Genomic DNA, 16,736 nt, shown 5'->3' with positions numbered 1-16,736 from the left:
TCTAATCCGGTTACTAGCGTTCGTCAAAACCAGGAGCTCCTGAATGTTTACCTCGCGTCGTTTGATCATTGTTGCCACCGCCGTAGCCATGCTGTCCGGCTGTGCGACATCCAGTCCCTATGACAATCAGGGCCAGGCACAAAGCTCCGGTGGTATGAGCAAAACGGCCAAGTACGGCGGACTCGGCGCATTGGCCGGTGCGGTCGCCGGCGCGGCTATCGATCACAACCATCGCGGCAAGGGTGCCCTGATCGGCGCTGCAGTGGCGGGTGCTGCATCGGCGGGTTATGGCTACTACGCAGACAAGCAGGAAGCTGCGTTGCGCGAGAGCATGGCCAACACCGGTGTCGAGGTGCAGCGTCAGGGTGACCAGATCAAACTGATCATGCCGGGTAACATCACGTTCGCGACGGACTCTTCGGCGATTGCCAGCAGCTTCTATTCGCCGCTCAACAACCTGGCCAGCTCGCTCAAGCAGTTCAACCAGAACAACATTGAAATCGTCGGTTACACCGACAGCACCGGCAGCCGCCAGCACAACATGGACCTGTCGCAACAGCGCGCCCAGAGCGTCGCGACTTACCTGACCTCGCAAGGCGTCGATCAATCGCACCTGTCAGTGCGCGGTGCAGGCCCTGACCAACCGATTGCCAGCAACGCCGACGTCAACGGCCGGGCCCAGAACCGTCGCGTAGAGGTCAACCTCAAGCCTATTCCAGGTCAGCAGTACTGATCGACACCGCTGCGTCCACCTGACAGCGGACGCAGAGTATCGGCACGATAGTTGAGATTCTATCGTGCCTCAGGCTCGTCTCGCCGTCCCGGATACTGTTCATGCAGGCTGTCCAGCAGCCGGTCTTTCTCTTCCCATAGCGCATTGATCCACTGCTGGAATTCCAGGCGGTATTCGCCGTCCTGGTCGTAATTTTTGCCGAGAAACTGCTGCGGGATTTTGATCTCTTCGAAGTGGGCAACCACTTCCTTCACGTTGCCGCACAGCAGGTCCCAATAGCCGGGTTGTCCGCCAGGATAGTGGATGGTCACGTTGACGATCGATTCCAGCTGTTCGCCCATCGCATCGAGCACGAAGGCAATGCCGCCGGCCTTGGGTTTGAGCAGGTGGCGGAAGGGCGAGTTCTGTTGTGCGTGTTTGCCGGCCGTGAAGCGCGTGCCTTCTGAGAAGTTGAAAATTCCCACCGGGTTATGGCGAAACTTCGCGCAGGTGCGGCGGGTGGTTTCCAGGTCCTTGCCTTTCTTTTCCGGGTGTTTGGCAAGGTACGCCTTGGAGTAGCGCTTCATGAACGGAAAGCCCAGCGCCCACCATGCCAGGCCGATCACCGGAACCCAGATCAACTCCTGCTTGAGGAAAAACTTCAATGGGCGAATACGTCGGTTGAGCACGTACTGCAAGACCATGATGTCGACCCAGCTCTGGTGATTGCTGGTGACCAGATACGAGTGCTTGTAATCCAGTCCTTCCAGACCGCTCAGGTGCCAGCGGGTGTGGCACAGCAGTTTGATCCAGGCATTGTTGTTGCCGATCCAGGTTTCATGGATGTGGCTCATCAGCCAGTCGGTGAAGCGCTGTGCCGCAGAGAAGGGCAGGCAGATCTTGAGGAACGTGACCGCGAACAGCACCGTGCAGCAGACGATGGTGTTCAGCGCCAGCAACAGCGAGGCAATGACGCCGCGTAACGGGGCAGGCAGGAAATCCATGAAGGCGATGGCTCCGCAAGTTATCGGAAGCCGCAGACTGCTCTGCGGCACTCGGGTCAGGTATCAGGACAACGTGTCGGCCTGTATGGCTGTCAGCGCGATGGTGTAGACAATGTCGTCGACCTGCGCACCGCGCGGCAGATCGTTGACCGGTTTGCGCAGACCTTGCAGCATCGGGCCGAGGCTCACACAGTCGGCACTGCGCTGCACCGCCTTGTACGTGGTATTGCCGGTGTTCAGGTCCGGGAACACGAACACATTGGCGCGCCCTGCGACCGCGCTGTCCGGAGCCAGCTGCCGGGCGACCTGTTCGTTGGCGGCCGCATCATACTGCAGCGGCCCGTCGATCAATAGATCGCGGCGGGTTTCGCGTGCCAGTTGCGTCGCTTCGCGGACCTTCTCGACTTCTTCACCACTGGCCGAGTTGCCGCTGGAATAGCTGATCATCGCCACGCGCGGCGAGATGCCGAACGCAGTGGCCGAGTCGGCGCTCTGCAAGGCAATCTCGGACAGTTCGCTGGCGCTCGGATGCGGATTCATGATGCAGTCGCCGTACATCAGTACCTGCTCGGGAAAGAGCATGAAGAACACTGAAGACACCAGCGTGCAGCCTGGCGCGGTCTTGATCAGTTGCAGGGCCGGCCGGATGGTGTTGGCGGTGGAGTGAATGACGCCGGACACCAGCCCGTCGACCTCGTCCAGCGCGAGCATCACCGTACCGATCACCACCGGATCTTCAAGCTGTTGCTCGGCCATGGGGGCGTTCAGGCTTTTGCTTTTGCGCAGCTCCACCATCGGCGCAACGTAGCGTTCGCGAATCAGGTCCGGGTCAAGAATTTCCAGCCCTTGCGGCAGCTCGATACCGTGCGCCTGCGCAACGGCGTGCACTTCCTCGGGCCTGGCCAGCAACACGCAGCGCGCGATACCACGCGCCTGGCAGATGGCGGCAGCCTGAATGGTCAGCGGCTCGTTGCCTTCAGGCAGCACAATGCGTTTGTTGGCCGCCTGCGCGCGCTGGATCAACTGATAGCGAAATACGGCAGGCGACAGGCGCAGCTCGCGAGGTGTGCCGCAGCGCTGGTGCAGCCAGTTGGCATCCAGATGACTGGCAACGAAATCAGTGATGTTTTCCGCGCGCTCGCGGTCATCGATAGGGATTTCCTTGTTCAACTGATTCAGGCGATTTGCCGTGTCATACGAGCCGCTGCTGACCGACAGCACCGGCAGCCCTGCCTGCAACGCGCCGCGGCAGAGCTCCATGATGCGTGGGTCGGGCACGGTATCGCTGGTCAGCAGCAGGCCCGCCAGCGGTACGCCATTTATGGCCGCAAGGCTCACCGCCAGGATGATGTCGTCGCGGTCGCCCGGCGTCACCACCAGCACCCCAGGCTTGAGCAGTGGAACCGTGTTGAGCACCGTCCGCGCACAAATGATGATTCTGGTCATGCGGCGCTGATCGTAGTCGCCTGCGTTCAGCACCTGCGCGCCGAGCAGTTCGGCTACATCGCGGGTACGCGGCGCGTTGAGTTCGGCGCGATACGGAATACAGCCCAGCAGGCGAAAGTCGCCACTGCGCAGCAACGGCGAGTGCTCTTTCAGGCGCGAGGCAAAGACTTCCATGCTCTCTTCGGTGCGCACCTTGTTGAGTATCACGCCCAGCACCTTGGGGTCCTTGGGGCCGCCAAACAGCTGGGCCTGCAATTCGACCCTGCCCGACAGATCGGCGAGCACTTCGTTTTCCGGGGCAGAGACCAGAATGACTTCGGCATCCAGGCTCTTGGCCAAATGCAGATTGACCCGCGCGGCATAGCTCGCGCTGCGGGTCGGGACCATACCTTCGACTACCAGCACGTCCTTGCCGACAGCTGCCTGCTGATAAAGATTGATGATTTCTTCGAGCAGTTCATCCAGTTGCCCATCACCGAGCATGCGCTCGACATGCGCGAGCCCCAGAGGCTTGGGCGGCTTGAGACCGTGGGTGCGAGCCATCAGTTCGGTCGAGCGCTCGGGGCCCAGATCGCCGGGGTGGGGTTGAGCGATCGGTTTGAAAAAGCCTACTTTCAAGCCGGCGCGCTCCAGCGTGCGCACCAGTCCCAGGCTGATGGAGGTCAACCCCACGCCAAAGTCAGTGGGGGCGATAAAAAAAGTCTGCATACTGGCTTCTCGATTGAGCAGTGCAAGGGGTCGCAGCACATAGGGAACCGCTGCCGACCGAAAAAGTCCGGAAACCGTCTAACGCGATTTCTCTGCCGCAAGACTATCGTTATCTGCGGCGTTCGCACACCAGCCGCAACAAAACGCCTGACCTCTCATCTGACTGCGTTGCAGCGGGTCGAGCACCCAGGGGCGTGACTGCCACGGAGGATCATGACGCAGGTGCTGGGTGTGACCGCATGACAGGAGCGCGAACCAGTGCCCGTGCTCGTCCTGTCTCAAATCGATAACGATTGAACCTTTCAAAGCGGGCCGTCCGTCAGAGTTGCGTTCGCTTTCGGGCGATTGCTTGGTTAAACTTGCCCGTTCTTCAATCTTAAGCAAAAGGTCTTGTCCCCATGCCGATCGCCGCCAATAAGGCTGTCTCCATTGACTATACCCTGACCAACGACGCTGGTGAGGTCATCGACAGTTCTACCGGTGGTGCGCCGCTGGTTTACCTGCACGGTGCAGGAAACATCATCCCGGGCCTGGAAAAGGCACTGGAAGGCAAGGAAGTAGGCGACCAGCTGAACGTTGCCGTCGAGCCCGAAGACGCCTACGGCGAGTACTCGGCCGAGCTGGTCAGCACCCTGAGCAGCAGCATGTTCGAAGGCGTCGACAAGCTCGAAGTCGGTATGCAGTTTCACGCTTCCGGCCCGGATGGCGGCATGCAGATCGTGACCATCCGTGACCTGGACGGCGACGATGTCACCGTTGACGGCAACCACCCGCTCGCGGGTCAGCGCCTGAATTTCGACGTGAAGGTTGTTGCCATCCGTGATGCCAGTGAAGAAGAAATGGCTCACGGTCATGTTCACGGTGAAGGCGGTCATCAACACTGATTTGCGCTGCTAAGCTCAGGTACTGAAAAGGCGCCCTGGCTGTTCTGCGATGACGACTTTCGTTACGCGTGCGGTCACGGTGCCTTTTTTCGGGTTGTAGCCTGGGGCGACTTGTTTCAAAAGGGGTTCTCATGAGTGCTTTTCACGACATCAAATTGAAAGCGCTGGGTGGCCAGGAACTGCCGCTGGCGAATTTCAGGAATAAAGTGGTTCTGGTGGTCAACGTCGCGTCCAAATGCGGGCTGACACCGCAGTACGCAGCACTTGAAAACCTCTATCAGCAGTATAAGGACAAGGGCCTGGAGATACTGGGGCTGCCGTGCAACCAGTTTGCCGGGCAGGAACCGGGTACCGAGAAAGAGATTGCCGAGTTTTGCGAGCTCAACTATGGCGTGACGTTCACGCTGGGTGAAAAACTCGACGTCAACGGCCCCAATCGTCACTCGCTTTACCGTCTGCTGGCGGGCGAGGGTGCCGAGTTTCCTGGGGATATCACCTGGAATTTCGAAAAGTTTCTGGTCGGCAAGAACGGTGGTGTAAGCGCACGTTTTTCTCCGCGTACCACGCCGGATGATCCTGCAGTGATCCAGGCCATTGAAAAGGCCCTGGCGCAGAGCTGATCACATGGCCGGGGTAGCATTTCGCGCTCGCCCGGCTTTCTTTCGCGCTCGTCGCTTCTGAACTCAAATCAGCCAGATCAATAGTACTGGGCCACTGCTGACGCCCGGCGATATTCTGCGCGCCTGATGGCAATCGACCATTTCACAGGAGTTGCGCATGTCGGCAGAAGCCTTGTTCACGCCTTTCCGTCTGGGCAGTCTGGAGCTGTCCTCGCGTGTGGTCATGGCTCCCATGACCCGCTCGTTCTCGCCGGGGCATGTGCCCAACTCGAAGGTTGTCGAGTACTACCGGCGGCGCGCGGCGGCAGGTGTCGGGCTGATTATCACCGAAGGGACGACGGTCAATCACAAGGCGTCCAACGGTTATCCGAACGTCCCGCAGTTTTTCGGTGACGCGCCACTGGCGGGCTGGCGCAAAGTGGTCGAGGCGGTGCATGCGGAGGGCGGCAGCATCGTCCCGCAACTCTGGCACGTCGGTGCAGTTCGCCGTCCTGGCACCGAGCCGGACGGCAGCGTGCCTGCCTACGGTCCGATGGACAAGGTCAAGGACGGTCAGGTGCTGGTGCATGGCATGAGCAGGCAGGACATCGACGAGGTCGTGGCGGCCTTTGCCCAGGCTGCCGCCGATGCCAAGGCGATTGGCATGGACGGTGTCGAAATTCATGGCGCTCACGGTTACCTGATCGACCAGTTCTTCTGGGAGGGCAGCAATCAGCGCAATGACGAGTACGGCGGCAGCCCCGCCAACCGTTCACGTTTTGCCCTCGAACTGATCAAGGCCGTGCGCGTCGCAGTGGGGCCGGACTACCCGATCATTTTCCGTTTCTCACAATGGAAACAGCAGGATTACACCGCGCGCCTGGTGCAAACGCCCGAGGCGCTGGGCGAATTCCTGCAGCCTCTGGCCGACGCTGGCGTGGACATCTTTCATTGTTCTACCCGACGTTTCTGGGAGCCCGAGTTTGAAGGCTCTGACCTGAACCTGGCGGGCTGGGCGCGCAAGCTGACCGGCAAACCGACCATTACTGTCGGCAGCGTCGGACTGGACGGCGAGTTCCTGCAATTCATGGTCAACACCGACAAGGTCGCTCAACCGGCCAGCCTGGAGAATCTGCTGAAGCGGCTCGGCAACGATGAGTTCGATCTGGTGGCGGTGGGGCGTGCGCTGCTGGTCGATCCGGATTGGGCACTGAAAGTGCGCGAGGGACGCGAGCAGGACATCCTGCCCTTCAGTCGAGACGCACTGACGACACTGGCCTGATCTTCTTGCTGGCTACCGGTCTGATCCCTTTGACGGTTGCAGTGTTCTGGCTCGGGCAGGCCTCGCGCAATTGCCTCTCGAACTGATCGATGACCGCCGTCCAGCCCTGGCGACTGGCATGTTGCCGGGCATTGAGGCGCACGCGGCGCAGGGTCTCGCTGTCCTCCAGCAACCAGCGCGCCGCGTCGATGAACGCCGCCTCATCACCCGGCATGGCCAACGCACCGTTGTGGCCGTGACGGATGTGCTGTCCGGCTGCGGCTTCATCGTAGGCGACCACGCCCAGGCCTGAGGCGAGTGCTTCGAGAACCACGTTGCCGAAGGTTTCAGTGAGGCTGGGGAACAGAAACATATCGGCCGAGGCATAGTGCGTCGCCAGCACCTCGCCGCGCTGGGTCCCGCAGAAAATCGCATCCGGGATTTGCTGCTCCAGCTGCGGGCGTTGAGGCCCGTCACCAACCACGACCAGTTTCAGATTACGCTGCGGGTAACTGTCCTTGAGCGCCTCGAAGCAGGCTTTGAGCAGGCTCAGATTTTTTTCGGGGGCAAGGCGGCCAACATGCAGGACCGCTACATCATCGGCTTGCAGACCCCAGCTTTCGCGCAGAGGCTGCGAGCGTCTGGACGGGCTGAACAATTGACTGTCGACGCCGCGCGACAGCAGCTCTATCCTCTCAAAGCCACGCCGCTCCAGCTCGACCTTCTGACTGATACTCGGCACCAGCGTCATGCGCGACCGATTGTGGAACCAGCGCAGGTAGTGCGTCAGCAAGCGGGTGATGAAACCCATGCCGTACTGCTGCGTGTACTGCGGGAAGTTGGTGTGAAAGCCACTGATCACCGCAATCCCCAGACGCCGCGCTGCGCGCAGTGCCGAGAGCCCCAACGGACCTTCCGTGGCGATGTACAGCACATCCGGCCGACGCCGTTGCCAGCGCCGTAGCAGCTTGTGCATCGACGACTGACCCCACTGCAAGCCCGGGTAACCCGGTATCGGCCAGCCCCGGCAGAGCAGCAGGTCCTCTGCAGCACCCGCGCCGATCTCGTCGTTCTGACGTGGCCGGACCAACTCGACCCGATGCCCGCGTAACCGCAACCCTTCGCACAGCCGCCCCAGGGTATTGGCGACGCCGTTGATCTCGGGAGTAAAGGTTTCAGTGATCAGGGTGACATTAAGAATTTGGCTCATGAGAGCAGTGTCGACCGATTACATTTCGGTTATGTGGCGGTTATGTGATGGATTGGTGATAGGGCATCAGGAAAGTGAGCAAGTTGGTTTGAGGGGGCGTGGAGTAGCTAATAGGCAAACGCAGGGTCTGTACAATGAATTTAATAAAGTTCACGATAAAATTTATTGGCTTCCTACAGATGTCTACATTGTTTCCTAAAGGACTGTAGTCCGCTCTAATGCGTATTGATATTCTCTGCTTGCCTAGTAATGTCTGGTTGTCGAACGTGGTAGTTCGTTAACGTTGGCTTGGAATGGCTGGATTTTAGTTGTTCCTGCTTATCAATATACTAGGGAAGTGAAATGAAATTTAACAACAACAATAACAAGTTGAAGCGGTCTCGTGCGGCCTCAGGAATCGCTTTTGCACTTTTAGCCTGTTCCAATCTTGCACTGGCTGGGAACTATCAATCGTCAGTCGCTCTGCCGGTTGTTCATTCAAAAGGCTATGTTCACACTGCTGAGCTGCCAGTAAGCAGGCATGCGCCTGCGGCAGCGACGATCAAAAGTGTCAGTTGGAACTGGAACGTGGTGGGCTGGCCTCAGGGGCTTGAGGTCTATTTGTGCCAAGGCCCCAGCGTATGCCTGAACGTATCACGTCAGCGAACGGGTTCAACAACGTTTTTCGGTAATCAGTTGGCAAGTCGTAAGTTTTATTACACGATGAAGGTTGGAGATACGGGAAGGGTGCCGGTCGCTGGACAGCAAGGGCGAATCACTGTCGATTGGTAATCTTACAAGCGCCCTCCCCGCAGACGGGGAGGGCGTTCAGGCTACCAATTTGCCATATCACGAAAATCGTGAGGAAGAGAGTCGTTAAAGGTTAGTATCTTTTCAAGAATCCTTGCCGCAGGCGTACCTTTCAAATATTCCTCTTCATAAAGGGCTGTTCGATCTTTTTGCATGCACCCCCCTATTTTCTGAAAGTAAGCGCTAGACTCGGGTGTGACTATCTTGCCCGTGGCGCAGTAACGAATCACGGGGTAATCAGATAGATCCACACCTTCGCCAGTCAATGAATTGTACGCATAGTGTCTGGCCAGGAAGCTTGCTTCCAACGGGCTGCTTTGAGCCTGTGCCATTAGCTTGTGCCTGAGCTCTCCTCCTCGCAGGATTGTCCTTGCGCAATGAGGTGTTTCTTTTTCGTGGACGGCTTTTTGAAGCACGTCAGCGAAGATTTCAGCTGTTGCCGCAGGGGGACGTGTTGTTTTTTGCCGTACACCCAACGGGGTAACGTTAGGGAATGGCGTAGCATTGTCGGTGCGTGTCATTTGAAAGTCCTTCGCGCACGTTTCATTGCCGTAGGCATAGGAACGAAGTCCTTCTCCTCAACGATGGCTCTGCGTTGTTCGATACTCATGCTATCCATGAATCGAGGCGAGCGGAGCATTGCGGAGCTGTCGAGTGTTGCGGGTGCTGCGACTGGAGGTGTCTGTGTGATGGCATCGTTCAACAGGCTGGCAAACCGACCTGAACGGGGTTCGGTTAGTCTTTCGAGGAATGCCGGTCGGTAGGTGGACGGTTGTTCTGTGGCAGATTTTGTTTTTATTTCCATAGCGGTTACTCCTGTTTTTAATCAGGAGAGCAAGGAAGATGCCATATTGAATGGAGAAGTTGTTCCTACGCTGTTACGACCTTTGGTTAGAGGCTGGATAGATATGTCCTACACCGTATTCTTACCTGTAATGTTTTTTCATATGTCGGCAAGAGGTGTCTGGTTGCGGCAAGTCGCTGCCGTTACGCGGAATGAAGTTATATGAGCTGTTTGTAGGAGCGCCGATATACAGCTGTAAGAATTTTCTCTTTTGACACTGAAATGCCGAACAGATAATTCATTATCTGTTCGGCACGCTCTCAGGCGTAGTCGTCACTCGGCCAGTCAAGCAGGGCAATCAGCCCAGATCACGAACCAGCTGGCCGATCACTTCGCCCACTTTGGCCAGATCCGGTGCCGCCAGGCGATGTTCATCGGCATACGAATACGCCACGGTGAACAGGCCGGCGGCGCGGGTGGAATAGGCAGGGGCGTCTTTCTCGAAAACACGGTTTGCTGCTTCGGCAGTCAGCGAAGTGGAGCTGATGACTAAGCGCTCTTCGGGGGCGTTCACACCGTTGATATAAACTTCGTCCGGGTTGATCGACCATTCGGCCAGTTCACTGACCAGAAAGGCGCGGATCTTTTCCTGAACGGTCGCGTTGTCAGCGGCCAGTGCAGCAGGGTTTACTGGGGTATTCATGATTTAACTTCCTTGTTAAGTTCATGTGTCGCCGGATTTCATGGAAGCTGGCTTCACATGAACGGATTGATTGAGGCCCCATTCAGCCTCAGGTGGCAGAGTGAGTTGCGGTGCATATTTATAGACGTGAGATTTTTTTCTTCGGTTATGCCGAACCGCATTGCGCGGTCCGGCATGTCGACATTCAGCCGCGTGCGTGGGTCACCGGCAACGCATCCGCGCCACGCTCGCGCACCCAGAACAGCGTTGCACCGGCTACTGCCGCAGGCATCATCAGCAGGTTGACCACCGGGATCAGCAAGGCCACATAGACAATGCCGCCGAAGCTCAGGCTCTGCCAGCGCTTGCTCTTCAGCCAGCCGAGCATTTCGTTCCAGCCCAGTTTGTGGTTATCGGCGGGGTAGTCGATGTACTGGATCGCCATCATCCATACGCCGAACAATAGCCACAGCGGGGCGGCGATGATGTTGGCGACCGGGATGAACGACAGGATGAACAGGCCGAGCATGCGCGGCAACATATAACCCAGCTTGCGCGCTTCGCGGGCCAGCGTTCGGGGCACCATGGCGATCAGTTCGGCCCAGCTGAAATCGGGTGATTCGTCTACGCCGCGAACCACGGCTTCGACCTTTTCGGACAGAAACCCGTTGAACGGTGCGGCGATGATGTTGGCGACCACGGTGAAGGTGAAAAACACCATCAGCAGCACCAGCGCCACGAACAGTGGCCACAGGATGTAACTGAGAAAGCTCAGCCAGTGAGGCAGGGTCGGCATGAACGTATCGACCCACAACTCGAACTGATGCACCGCCAGATAGATCAGGCCGCAGAACAACACCAGATTGATGCTCAATGGCAGTAGAACGAACAAGCGCAAGCCAGGGCTGAGGACCAGTTTCAGGCCCTCTCTCAGGTATTGCGGGCCGGTAAGGGCGGGAGCGGGCATGGGAGTCTCCGAGTGCTTGAAAGGCGTGACCTTACCGGCTTTGTGATGCCCGTGAAAGAGCAGAGCGACGACGGCTTTTGAGCACGCCAGACTTGTGGCGTATCCTTGGCGAAGGAAGACTATCCGAATGGCTCGCCCCCCATGGCGCCGCTTTCAAGCGCCCGCGCTATAGAAGTGACCTATAGGGTGGATTGTGAAACGATATTTCCTTAACCTCTGCGGCCCCGATAGGCTGTCCCGCAATCCAGGACCTGTCTTTCAGGTCAGAATTTTCAGGACCTGCCGAACCAAACGACGCTTCCCCAAGCGTTTCGGTGGTCCTTTTTATCCAGCCGTCCCGACCGCGGCGTAAACGGTCGGTCGATAGGAGTGTGTCATGTCAGACGTACGTCATTCCCGAGTGATCATTCTCGGTTCCGGCCCTGCCGGTTACAGCGCTGCGGTCTACGCCGCTCGCGCCAACCTCAAGCCCCTGCTGATCACCGGCATGCAGGCTGGCGGCCAATTGACCACGACTACAGAAGTTGATAACTGGCCAGGCGACCCGCACGGTCTGACCGGCCCCGCACTGATGGAGCGCATGCGTGAGCATGCCGAGCGGTTCGAGACTGAAATCGTCTTCGACCACATCAATTCCGTTGATCTGGCCGGCAAGCCGTTCAGTCTGCAGGGCGATAGCGCAACCTACACCTGCGACGCCCTGATCATTGCCACCGGCGCAAGCGCCCGCTACCTGGGTCTGCCTTCGGAAGAAGCGTTCATGGGCAAGGGTGTCTCTGCCTGCGCCACCTGCGACGGTTTCTTCTATCGCAACCGTGAAGTCGCGGTGGTCGGTGGTGGTAACACGGCGGTGGAAGAAGCGCTGTATCTGGCCAACATCGCCAGCAAAGTGACCCTGGTTCACCGTCGCGAAACCTTCCGTGCCGAGAAGATTCTGATCGACAAGCTGCACGCGCGCGTCGCCGAAGGCAAGATCGAACTCAAGCTCAATGCCACGCTGGACGAAGTCCTGGGTGACAACATGGGCGTGACCGGTGCGCGCCTGAAGAACAACGACGGCAGCAGCAGCGAGCTGAAAGTCGACGGTGTGTTCATTGCGATCGGCCATACGCCTAACACTTCGTTGTTCGACGGTCAGCTGGCCTTGAAGGACGGTTACATGGTTGTGCAGGGTGGCCGCGAAGGCAATGCCACTGCGACCAGCGTCGAAGGCGTATTCGCTGCCGGTGATGTGGCTGACCATGTGTATCGCCAGGCCATTACTTCGGCCGGTGCAGGCTGCATGGCGGCACTGGACGTCGAGCGCTATCTGGACGGGCTGGCTGACGTATCGTTCTGATTTGTGTGAACACCCATCGTTATGCATAGGTCCTGAAGAGTTCGGACACAGGGTGTTCAGGTTTCTACCGACAGAGCGTGGGCAAGGACAGGGCGACGTTCTGCATGTTCGCGAAGACGGTCATCCGGATGATGCTGTTTCGGAGAATATACCGACCCTTTCGCGAGCAAGCTCCCTCTCACGGCCTTCGGCCAGAATCAAAAGCAGAGCTGCGTATTAAAACTAGTGCCCAGGTATGGGCACTAGAACGATGTGATTTCAATCCAGCCGATCAAGCCTTGCGCTTGAGCGGTTCGGCTGCAAACTTCACACCCGCCAGACCATTCGCCATCAGCGCACGGATATTGCCGTGGTCGCTGCCTTCAGGCGTGGCTTGCACCGAGCGGTAATGCTCTCCGAACGCCAGCAGCGCCTCTTCGTCAGTCAAGCCTTCCAGTAATGCCAGGCCCAGGGTCTTGCACGACCCTTCGTTTTGCCCGGCAGCATTGTCGACGTCGCTGTTTTTGAAGGCCTGAGGCTGGTAGTCGTAGCCTTCGGCGATGAACGCCAGGGTGTCGGCAAACGTGTGCTCGCCGCTGCGCAGGCTGGCGCGCAGGGAAGTCAGATCAGTCATGTTGTTTGGTTTCCTTGACGAACGCCGCCTGTTGTTCGGCGTTCGCTTCTTTCTGATAGCGGGCTTTCCACTCGCTGTACGGCATGCCATAAACCACTTCACGCGCATCATCGAGGCTGAGGTCGATGTGCTTTTCGTCAGCGGCGGCCTTGTACCACTTGGACAGGCAGTTACGGCAGAAACCGGACAGGTTCATCAGGTCGATGTTCTGGACATCCTTGCGGCTGTCCAGATGTGCGACCAGTCGGCGGAAGGATGCAGCTTCGAGTTCGAGGCGTTCTTGCTCGGTCATGACGGGCTCTTTTCAGTAGACGGTTGACGTCATGATAAGAGTTTCAGCGTTGACCGGCGAGCGTGATCGATACCGACTCGGCAAAGCGCAGGGCATGCGGCTTGTCGACTTCCACTTCAGCGTAGGTCACCGCCTCGTGGCTCATCACCAGATCCAGCACTTCCTGGGTCAGTCTTTCCAGCAGGGCAAAGCGATTGCCCTCGACATGCTGGATGATGGCCTTGGTGATGGTGCGATAGTTGAGGGCATGCTCGATGTCGTTATCCCTAACGGCTTCCTGGGCGGCATAGAGAATCGTCAGGTTGATCAGCACGTCCTGTTTATTGAGGATTTCGTCCTCGTTGATGCCGATGAACGTGCGCAAACGCAGGTCCTTGACCCGGATGCGTGCGGTGCCAGGTTCGAGTCTTGCCATTATTGTCTGCTCCGTCCGATCAATTGCAGAAACTCCATGCGTGTGGTGCTCGAGTCACGCAAGGCACCCAGCATCACTGACGTGTTCATGGTCGAGTTCTGCTTTTCGACGCCGCGCATCATCATGCACATGTGCTGGGCCTCGATGACCACGGCGACACCGGCGGCTCCGGTGACTTTCTGAATCGCATCGGCGATCTGCTTGGTCAGATTTTCCTGAATCTGCAGACGCCGGGCAAACATGTCGACGATGCGAGCGATCTTCGACAGGCCCAACACCTTGCCGGTCGGAATGTAGGCCACATGCGCCTTGCCTATGAACGGCAGCAGGTGGTGCTCGCAGAGCGAATACAACTCGATGTTCTGGACGATGACCATTTCATCGTTGTCTGAGGCGAACAGGGCGCCATTGACGATCTCTTCGACGCTCTGGGTGTAGCCGTGACACAGATACTGCATGGCTTTGGAAGCGCGTTTCGGGGTGTCCAGCAGACCTTCGCGGTCTGGATCTTCACCAAGGCCAAGCAGAATGTCTCGATAGTTCTGGGGCAGGGACGAACTCATCAGAATGATCCTCGGGGCGGCTTACTTGACGTGCCGTCCGCCGTTTACGGTCAGTGTTGTGCCGGTGACATAGGTGCTGTCCAGAAGATAACGCAGGCTCTGGTAAATCACCTCTGCACCAGGCTCTATGCCCAGGGCCGACTTGGCCAGGGCGTTGGCGCGGTAGGCCGCATCATCCTTGGGTTGAAACATCAACAGCGCCGGTGCTATGCCGTTGACTTTGACAAACGGGGCGAACCTGGCGGCGAAGGACAGCGTCAGGCTTTCCAGGCCGGCCTTGGTTGCGCAGTAGGCGATGTGCTTGCTGCTGCCCTTGCGGGTCACGTCATCGCTGATATGCACAATGTCAGCGACCTCGCTGGCGGTCAGCAACGACTCGCAATGCAGATTGATCAGGTACGGCGCCAGCATGTGCACATTGAACATGCTGCTGAAGTTCACGGCTTCATCGCCCGGTGTTTCTGCCAGCCACTCGGAAGCGTTGTGGACAATGGCCCGCAGACTCGAGGTCTGGGCTTTCAATAGCTCTACAAAGGCCATGATCCCGGCCTCACAGGAAAAATCCCCGTGGATGGCTACTGCTCCAGCCTGGCGCAGTTCCGTCACACTTTCGTGCTCGGTGCGGTAACTGATGATCACCCGTTGACCGTGTTCCAGCAGACGCAAGGCGCAGTGAAGGCCCACGCGCTGGCTGGCGCCGGTGATCAGAATCGGTGCAGAAGAGATTGCCATCGACAGCTCACGTATCGGTTATCCGTAGTGGACGGGGATTGTACGGTCGATTGTTTCTTCCGGTTTACAGGCAAAGTTATACCAGAGAATTTTTTTGTACAACCCTGGACATCATGAAACTCGCCGAGGCAGTGCTCGCATGCGCCGAGCACGGGGAGACTGAGGAAATGAACGGGGCCGGGCAGCGACCAAGACCTGTACCGAAGGGCAGGGGGTGTACAGGTCTTTATGAGCTTAGCGAGGGGACGGTGATTGCGTCGGGCGTGCCGGTGCAGGCGTGCTCTGTAGCCAAGGCGCCAGCAGGCGCGTGGACAGCGGGATGAACAGATAGACCATCAGCGGGGTGAGCACCGCTGTGCTGACCATGATGCGCGGCAACAGGTCCAGATGATTGAGCAGCGGGCCCAACAGAAAGTTGAAAATCAGCGACACGGGGAAAAAAGCCAGCCAGATCGCGACGGCCTGTTTCCAGCGCGGCGGGCGCTGATCAATTGCGCCGAACCAGCCGTCAATGCCGCTGACCCGATGCTCCGAGGGTTGTGCGAAAAGACCGCTGCCACGCACCAGCCAGGAGCGTCGAGAGGCGGAATGCTCCCAGGCGTGCATGGTGTGCTCATCGGTAAAGCGGAAAATGATCTGAAATTCGTCATCGCCGGGCGGGGGAGCCAGTACGCCGGAACCCAGATACCCCGGAAAGTCCGTGGCCAACTGTTCGCCTTCGTGCAGCCAGGCCATCATTTCATGGTAGCGACCCTGCGCCACGCGGCGGGCAACCATCAAGGTGACGGGTGAGGTAGACATTGTATATCTCCGGTAGAGGCGTGAAATTCCCGGGTAGGGAGGTCACATGCCGCGATCCGGGGTGGTGGATCGCGACAGCTTCACGTGAACAGCAAGCAAGGATTATTCCTGAAACGCTGAGAGACCGGTAGAGCGTTGCCGGGCAGGCGGGTTACTTGTGCAAGGATGGATGTTTGCGACGATGCTCTTGCAGGATGTACTGGCGCAAGCGTTCCGCATCGTCCTTGCCATGTTTGCTGAAATGATAGGCACCGACGTTTTGCCCGATCATTCGCTCCAGCTTGCCGCGCATTGGAATAGGCGCTTGCCCTGGCGGGTTGAACCAGGCGGAAAAGTTTCTCGGCAGCTTGCCTTCCTTGCGGTACTCGAGCAGCACGCCCTTGAACGACAGCTCGTGAACCCAGAGCGCCGTCAGTGCGCCCTTTTCGGTTTCGAGAGGGATCGGCTCTTCAAGCACAAGCCGCCATGGGCGGATCTTCGGGCCTTCCTCGAAAATACTCGGCGCGCCGAGCTCCAGATGCAATGCGTGGAATTCGTCCTCGACCAGGTGCAGAGGGAAATTCATCTGCTGATTCTCGAACTGCGCATGGATCGTGACCTGCTCATGAGCGGCCAGTCGTGTGAGCAGATCCTGAATCTGGATGCCGCCATTGACCAGCAGGCTGCGCGTACTGTCACGTACGTTGAGCTGGGGATTGCGGTGCATGCTCTGGATGAAATCCAGCTCAGCCTGGGTGAGAAGAGAATCAGGTTGCATGGGCGGAGGCTCGGTCTAACCGGTTATTGAGAACAAAGACCATTGATTCCGCAAAGTGTTCTGGCCATCCATCATATTTTTTCATTTAAGTGTTTCAACTCTGCTGTGCTTCTTCGGGCAGACCGAAGGCAGAATGGTCCGTAGAAAATTCAGACGGCATTCTAAGGCATAATGTTTC

General features: G+C 58.1%; 20 protein-coding genes. 6 read left to right on the top strand and 14 right to left on the bottom strand.

Annotation, left to right across the window (positions count from 1 at the left end; genetic code table 11):
• Positions 1-43 precede the first annotated feature (43 nt).
• On the top strand, positions 44-733 hold the full coding sequence (locus JOE33_RS09175) for an OmpA family protein (protein WP_187625160.1): 690 nt from the start codon (positions 44-46) through the stop codon (positions 731-733).
• 59 nt (positions 734-792) lie between these two features.
• On the opposite strand, the gene JOE33_RS09170 is transcribed toward JOE33_RS09175, so the two are convergent.
• The 3 genes from JOE33_RS09170 to JOE33_RS09160 form a co-directional block, all read right to left on the bottom strand.
• Positions 793-1,716: an acyltransferase gene (locus JOE33_RS09170; RefSeq protein WP_187625159.1), complete on the bottom strand. Its 924-nt coding sequence runs from the start codon at positions 1,714-1,716 to the stop codon at positions 793-795.
• A 63-nt stretch (positions 1,717-1,779) separates the two neighbouring features.
• Positions 1,780-3,870 (bottom strand): phosphate acetyltransferase, encoded by a 2,091-nt coding sequence (pta, locus tag JOE33_RS09165; RefSeq protein WP_003408730.1) that lies wholly within the window; start codon positions 3,868-3,870, stop codon positions 1,780-1,782.
• 78 nt (positions 3,871-3,948) lie between these two features.
• Positions 3,949-4,254 (bottom strand): DUF3565 domain-containing protein, encoded by a 306-nt coding sequence (locus JOE33_RS09160; protein WP_003316996.1) that lies wholly within the window; start codon positions 4,252-4,254, stop codon positions 3,949-3,951.
• 14 nt (positions 4,255-4,268) lie between these two features.
• Here JOE33_RS09160 and JOE33_RS09155 point away from each other — a divergent pair, with 14 nt between their 5' ends.
• From JOE33_RS09155 to JOE33_RS09145, 3 genes are all read left to right on the top strand, one after another.
• Positions 4,269-4,754, top strand: coding sequence for a peptidylprolyl isomerase (locus tag JOE33_RS09155; RefSeq protein ID WP_010437645.1), 486 nt, complete (start codon positions 4,269-4,271; stop codon positions 4,752-4,754).
• A 131-nt stretch (positions 4,755-4,885) separates the two neighbouring features.
• Positions 4,886-5,374: a glutathione peroxidase gene (locus tag JOE33_RS09150; RefSeq protein WP_010437644.1), complete on the top strand. Its 489-nt coding sequence runs from the start codon at positions 4,886-4,888 to the stop codon at positions 5,372-5,374.
• Positions 5,375-5,531: 157 nt separating this feature from the next.
• Positions 5,532-6,635, top strand: coding sequence for an NADH:flavin oxidoreductase (locus JOE33_RS09145; protein WP_054993153.1), 1,104 nt, complete (start codon positions 5,532-5,534; stop codon positions 6,633-6,635).
• Here the strand turns inward: JOE33_RS09145 and JOE33_RS09140 are convergent.
• Positions 6,604-7,824 carry a glycosyltransferase family 1 protein gene (locus JOE33_RS09140; RefSeq protein WP_010437639.1) on the bottom strand — a complete coding sequence of 407 codons (1,221 nt, stop codon included), beginning with the start codon at positions 7,822-7,824 and terminating at the stop codon, positions 6,604-6,606. The genes JOE33_RS09145 and JOE33_RS09140 overlap by 32 nt on opposite strands.
• Positions 7,825-8,166: 342 nt before the next feature.
• Here JOE33_RS09140 and JOE33_RS09135 point away from each other — a divergent pair, with 342 nt between their 5' ends.
• Positions 8,167-8,595, top strand: a complete 429-nt coding sequence (locus JOE33_RS09135; protein ID WP_235809997.1) for a flagellar protein FlhE — start codon at positions 8,167-8,169, stop codon at positions 8,593-8,595.
• 41 nt (positions 8,596-8,636) lie between these two features.
• On the opposite strand, the gene JOE33_RS09130 is transcribed toward JOE33_RS09135, so the two are convergent.
• From JOE33_RS09130 to cysZ, 3 genes are all read right to left on the bottom strand, one after another.
• Positions 8,637-9,134, bottom strand: coding sequence for a hypothetical protein (locus JOE33_RS09130; protein ID WP_187625158.1), 498 nt, complete (start codon positions 9,132-9,134; stop codon positions 8,637-8,639).
• Between the two features lie 621 nt (positions 9,135-9,755).
• Positions 9,756-10,100 carry a hypothetical protein gene (locus tag JOE33_RS09125; RefSeq protein ID WP_187625157.1) on the bottom strand — a complete coding sequence of 115 codons (345 nt, stop codon included), beginning with the start codon at positions 10,098-10,100 and terminating at the stop codon, positions 9,756-9,758.
• Between the two features lie 184 nt (positions 10,101-10,284).
• The gene (cysZ, locus tag JOE33_RS09120) at positions 10,285-11,046 is read right to left on the bottom strand and encodes a sulfate transporter CysZ (RefSeq protein WP_010437628.1); all 762 of its coding nucleotides are present in this window, start codon (positions 11,044-11,046) and stop codon (positions 10,285-10,287) included.
• A 376-nt stretch (positions 11,047-11,422) separates the two neighbouring features.
• On the opposite strand from cysZ, the gene trxB reads away from it, so the two are divergent.
• On the top strand, positions 11,423-12,385 hold the full coding sequence (gene trxB / locus JOE33_RS09115; protein ID WP_003316986.1) for a thioredoxin-disulfide reductase: 963 nt from the start codon (positions 11,423-11,425) through the stop codon (positions 12,383-12,385).
• Positions 12,386-12,656: 271 nt separating this feature from the next.
• Here trxB and JOE33_RS09110 read toward each other — a convergent pair whose 3' ends face one another.
• The 7 genes from JOE33_RS09110 to JOE33_RS09080 form a co-directional block, all read right to left on the bottom strand.
• Complete coding sequence (locus JOE33_RS09110) at positions 12,657-12,998, bottom strand: HopJ type III effector protein (protein ID WP_096131852.1); 342 nt, start codon at positions 12,996-12,998, stop codon at positions 12,657-12,659.
• Positions 12,991-13,290: a DUF1244 domain-containing protein gene (locus JOE33_RS09105; protein WP_010437625.1), complete on the bottom strand. Its 300-nt coding sequence runs from the start codon at positions 13,288-13,290 to the stop codon at positions 12,991-12,993. Before JOE33_RS09105 ends, JOE33_RS09110 begins: the two co-directional genes overlap by 8 nt.
• A gap of 43 nt (positions 13,291-13,333) precedes the next feature.
• Positions 13,334-13,705 (bottom strand): dihydroneopterin triphosphate 2'-epimerase, encoded by a 372-nt coding sequence (folX, locus tag JOE33_RS09100; protein WP_003316983.1) that lies wholly within the window; start codon positions 13,703-13,705, stop codon positions 13,334-13,336.
• Positions 13,705-14,268, bottom strand: a complete 564-nt coding sequence (gene folE / locus JOE33_RS09095; protein WP_187625156.1) for a GTP cyclohydrolase I FolE — start codon at positions 14,266-14,268, stop codon at positions 13,705-13,707. The genes folX and folE overlap by 1 nt, the downstream gene beginning before the upstream one ends.
• Positions 14,269-14,289: 21 nt before the next feature.
• The gene (gene folM, locus JOE33_RS09090) at positions 14,290-15,000 is read right to left on the bottom strand and encodes a dihydromonapterin reductase (RefSeq protein ID WP_010437623.1); all 711 of its coding nucleotides are present in this window, start codon (positions 14,998-15,000) and stop codon (positions 14,290-14,292) included.
• A 234-nt stretch (positions 15,001-15,234) separates the two neighbouring features.
• Positions 15,235-15,801, bottom strand: a complete 567-nt coding sequence (locus JOE33_RS09085; RefSeq protein ID WP_122579319.1) for an antibiotic biosynthesis monooxygenase — start codon at positions 15,799-15,801, stop codon at positions 15,235-15,237.
• A 151-nt stretch (positions 15,802-15,952) separates the two neighbouring features.
• The gene (locus JOE33_RS09080; RefSeq protein WP_003365472.1) at positions 15,953-16,558 is read right to left on the bottom strand and encodes a hypothetical protein; all 606 of its coding nucleotides are present in this window, start codon (positions 16,556-16,558) and stop codon (positions 15,953-15,955) included.
• Between the last annotated feature and the right edge of the window lie 178 nt (positions 16,559-16,736).

Source organism: Pseudomonas sp. PvP027, assembly GCF_017833005.1.
Taxonomy (GTDB): Bacteria; Pseudomonadota; Gammaproteobacteria; order Pseudomonadales; family Pseudomonadaceae; genus Aquipseudomonas; species Aquipseudomonas congelans.
The sequence above is the reverse complement of the archived record's forward strand: the minus strand, read 5'-3'. Positions and strand labels throughout refer to the sequence as shown.